This is a genomic window from Microcoleus sp. S36b_A4 (assembly GCF_036700645.1).
Lineage (GTDB): Bacteria > Cyanobacteriota > Cyanobacteriia > Cyanobacteriales > Microcoleaceae > Microcoleus.
This window is the reverse complement of the sequence record NZ_JAUBPI010000185.1, coordinates 1-3,818: the sequence shown is the minus strand read 5'-3', so window position 1 is coordinate 3,818 and position 3,818 is coordinate 1. Positions and strand designations below refer to the sequence as shown.

General features: G+C 44.1%; 6 protein-coding genes. 4 read left to right on the top strand and 2 right to left on the bottom strand.

Annotated elements, in window-relative coordinates; translation table 11 throughout:
• Positions 1–57: 57 nt before the first annotated feature.
• Together QUA03_RS28490 and QUA03_RS28485 are read right to left on the bottom strand one after the other, a co-directional pair.
• Entirely contained in the window at positions 58–480 is a 423-nt protein-coding gene (locus QUA03_RS28490; protein ID WP_333217031.1) for a hypothetical protein, read from the bottom strand.
• Positions 481–584: 104 nt separating this feature from the next.
• Positions 585–1,256 (bottom strand): hypothetical protein, encoded by a 672-nt coding sequence (locus QUA03_RS28485; protein WP_333217029.1) that lies wholly within the window; start codon positions 1,254–1,256, stop codon positions 585–587.
• Between the two features lie 215 nt (positions 1,257–1,471).
• Between QUA03_RS28485 and QUA03_RS28480 the strand changes: the two genes are divergently transcribed.
• The 4 genes from QUA03_RS28480 to QUA03_RS28465 all read left to right on the top strand — a co-directional run bounded on the left by QUA03_RS28480 (position 1,472) and on the right by QUA03_RS28465 (position 3,306).
• Positions 1,472–1,762: a helix-turn-helix transcriptional regulator gene (locus QUA03_RS28480; RefSeq protein WP_333217027.1), complete on the top strand. Its 291-nt coding sequence runs from the start codon at positions 1,472–1,474 to the stop codon at positions 1,760–1,762.
• Positions 1,763–1,887: 125 nt separating this feature from the next.
• Positions 1,888–2,199, top strand: a complete 312-nt coding sequence (locus tag QUA03_RS28475; protein ID WP_333217025.1) for a hypothetical protein — start codon at positions 1,888–1,890, stop codon at positions 2,197–2,199.
• Positions 2,189–2,752: a hypothetical protein gene (locus QUA03_RS28470; RefSeq protein ID WP_333217023.1), complete on the top strand. Its 564-nt coding sequence runs from the start codon at positions 2,189–2,191 to the stop codon at positions 2,750–2,752. Before QUA03_RS28475 ends, QUA03_RS28470 begins: the two co-directional genes overlap by 11 nt.
• The gene (locus QUA03_RS28465; RefSeq protein ID WP_333217021.1) at positions 2,749–3,306 is read left to right on the top strand and encodes a hypothetical protein; all 558 of its coding nucleotides are present in this window, start codon (positions 2,749–2,751) and stop codon (positions 3,304–3,306) included. Before QUA03_RS28470 ends, QUA03_RS28465 begins: the two co-directional genes overlap by 4 nt.
• Positions 3,307–3,818: the final 512 nt, after the last annotated feature.

Below are 3,818 nucleotides of genomic sequence, written 5' to 3'. Positions count from 1 at the left end.
GGACATTTTGACCTGAACCCTCAGTGAGATTAATCTGTTATTCTATCAGGCCTTACACTAGAATGAAATAGCCCTGGGATATGTTGGCTCAGATGGCACAATTTCCACCTCAGACAGCGAGGCATCTTGCAATAAAAAGCGTTTATCAAATGCAAGTTGGTGCGCTGCAGGATCGATGCCAAGCCTCTCTAAAAAAAGCTTCAAACTTTGATAATGTGCGGTTGCTCGCTCAATGTCTTTGGTGAGAGTTTTTAGAGTGTAAGATTTTTGCTTGATTTCAGCTTCTAATTGTTGGGCATCTTCAGCGAGGCGATTCTGGGCATCAAGTTCAGCAAGCAAATCATCAAGCTGGTCTTTCAAGATTTGATAACCATCTGAAATACTATCTACTTCGCTGCTAACTTCTAATTTTCCGTCTTTTTCGAGTCGTTCCCATTTGTCCTTTTTGTAAACGGGTATCGAAATTTTTAAATAAGTCATGGTTTTGATTTTTAGGTAATGAGTAGGAAAGAAGCGATCGCCCTTTATCCTCCAAAAAGCGATCGCACAAAGGAGCAAGATAGCAAGCTAGATGGAAACGAAAATCAAAATACAGCATCACCCCCTGGAGGCGATCGAGCGCCACCAACACCGTCTGCCAAACGCTGCTTATAACAAAGTATAAAAACAATGAGATCGGGGGCAATGTGAGTAACAGTGCTGCCATCACAGAGAATCGCAAGGACAGCACCGCAAGGACAGCGCTTGACATCTTCAGCTAGCGGCCAATACCACTCTTCAGGGCAAGGAGCCCAGTAAACCATAGAGTCTAGAGAAACTTCCAAAGGCTCAAGATTTTGGGCATCCCAAGCAGCCATCGCCTGACGAAAGTCATCGAGGCAATCAAAATCATCAGGGTCTGGCGGTTCATCAGTCACAACCACCTCGAAATCAAGCAAAGTCAGTTGCCCGTCGGCATCAGCTTGATAGTGGATTTCAGGCTGAGGGGGGAAGTAGCGAGCCAGAAATCTAGAAGAAAGAGCAACACCGGGGGGAGTTTTGACGGCTGGTGCGATCGCCTCGGAGACTAAATCAGTTTCGACACCGGGGGAAGTTTCAATCAACGCCAGGAGCGGAAGCGGGACGCCAACAATGGCATCAATCCAAGCTTGACGACACCGCCGATCGCCTGACGGAACAACATTGAGCTCGCGGGCGATCGACTTGAGTTCGCCAAAGATCTTTGATTCAAGCTGTACAGCAGTGTAGGTATACATGATTTGAGGGAAGGGCTTGAGCCTTCTAACACAAGCCCAAAGAGATTTACAGGGGTATCTGAATGCAGTCATGGCAGACTAAATTGAAGACATTCGCAGAATTATCGCAACCCAAAAGCTTAACTCAGCGAAAGCCTTGTGCCGTCTATTTATTCGTATTTTATTACGACTTTTAACAAAAGTCAAGACTAAATTACGAAATTGCCATTATCATTATGAATGAAGTAAAAGACTTTTACGAAATGAGCCTCATAGAAATCAGAGACTATAGAGGTCTCAGCCGTCGAGAACTAAGCAAACTAGGAAAAGTATCAGAAGATACACTTTATTCCATCGAAAAAAGAAAAACAATCCCCAGAGTAGACACAGCAATAACCATCTGCAAAATCTTAAACATTAGCCTTAAACAGTTTTGTCACTCAATAGGATTGGATGTCGAAGGACTGCCAGACGATTACTTACCAACAAAAACAAGCCAAATTCCACAACCCAACCATCAAACCTAACTCATACCCCTTATCAAAAAAACCAACTCCAACTCCCGCACCATCGGGACAAACATGAGAAGCAAGCTACTGGATGGGACAACGGCAGCTTTTCCTTAATCACTTATTTACTTACTGCAAATACCATGAACAACGAAATCGACCTAGAACAATATGCTATTGAAATGAAAGAACTTGGAGAAGCAGATTTAGCAGAAATCTATATCCACCCATTCACGGCAATCGCAATAATTAAGCAAATTCAATTAGCTACACGAATCCAATTAACCTGGATTGATGATAGTGAATTAGACAAAGTAAATAAGGAATTAAATAAAGTTGCAATCAAGGCAGGTAAAAGGATTCAAGAATTATTCGACAAAAATTCAGAAGTATACAAATCGCTAGAAATGGGATGGAATATAGAACACAATCGCGCAATAAGACATGAACAGTAGCCAGCTTCCACTCTTTGACACAAGCACCGCAACCGGAAGCGTGTACAAAGCCGGCGACTACGTAAAACTGCGAAGGAAACCGGCAGTCGCAGCATGGGTTAAACGCGGCGAAGTTTTCCGAATCAACCAAGTACACCCCATCAACGGCAGTCTCAAGTTCTGGAATCCCCACATTAATCAGTGGGATTTTTTATATCCAGAAGAAGTCAAGTTAACTGTCGAGCCTGTTGTAGGGGAAATTTCCCCCGCAGCGGAATCAATAGCAGAGCCTGTTGTAGGGGAAGTTGCAGCGACCAAAAATTACTACAACTCAGATGAAGGATACAGCGGCAACGGCTGGCTTGAAAGTCACTACAAAATCCGAGTTAACGGCAAGCAACATTCCATCAACTGCCCTGAAATTGGATGCACCGGCCCTTACTACAGTTACCGCTGGATGGAAAGGAAGCGGCAACGCGCCAAATACTGTCCGGGAAGCAAATGCCCAGCAGTCCGCAAAGCTTTAAGGCGCGGGGAACCAATTAGTAAAATCTTAGAAATTATCAACCAATGAAAATCTCAGAACTGCAAACTCGCTACAGCCTCGCCAGCAAGCAATCTGTGTACGATCGCATGAAGGCGCTGCAAATAACTCCAGTCAGTCGGGGAGAAATATCCAGCGATGCACTAGACGAACTGGACAAACTGGACAAGTTTCTCAAAAGCAACCCAGGAGCCAAAATCTGGGAATTTCCAAGGGATGTAGAATCTTTGTCTAGTGGACAACTAGACAATTCCACTGGACAACTAGACAAGTCAACTAGACAACTGGACAACTTTAACGAAACACTGCAATTAGTTGAGGCGATCGCCCGCCACTTTGCCGCCAAACAAGACCCGCTAGCAAACTACAAAGCACTGGAATATGCCGCCAATCACATAATCCTGCTACCCAGTTCTAAAATCAAGGAGCTGACAGGGGCAAAACCTAACAAAAATCAGTTTCAACGAGGAACTTTTGTTTTTACCAAAACAACCTTCAAAATCGGGCGAGAAGCAGCTTGGAGAGTTCAGATAACAGCTAACGCATTCAGAAACGCGATCGGGCTGCCAGAACAAAGCCAATAAACGCTGGATTAATTTTTAAACGTCAAACCCATCATCATAACTGTCCCTACAACAAGCTCTACAGTAGAAGCTAGTAGCGGCGCTGGTAAAACTTCAGAGCACAAGCCAAGCACCGAGCTTGATAACGGTAAAAATCGCGTTCGCGCTTTAGCCGCGCAATCCGTTGAAACAAGACACGGATAAAATATTGTCTCTTCATACAAAATATAAAACTAAATCAGACATATTATCACATTTCATGTTTTTTTATGAGTTATACCGGGTATCACTCACCCCGGTTGGCCTGCGGCGCCCTAAATCTTCACCGGCGCGGCCGGGAGGGCGGGCCATAAGCCGGCTCCCCCCCCGGCCCACGTTTTCAAGCGAACAGATTTTTTTTTTCATCTCTTAATCATCAACTAAAGGACGAGATTGAACAGGTGGATACTTATCAGTATAAGCTGTTGTGCATTTAAAACGCATAGTGGTATAATATAACATAATGATATTCAGACAAAGTGAATGCCTGCTAA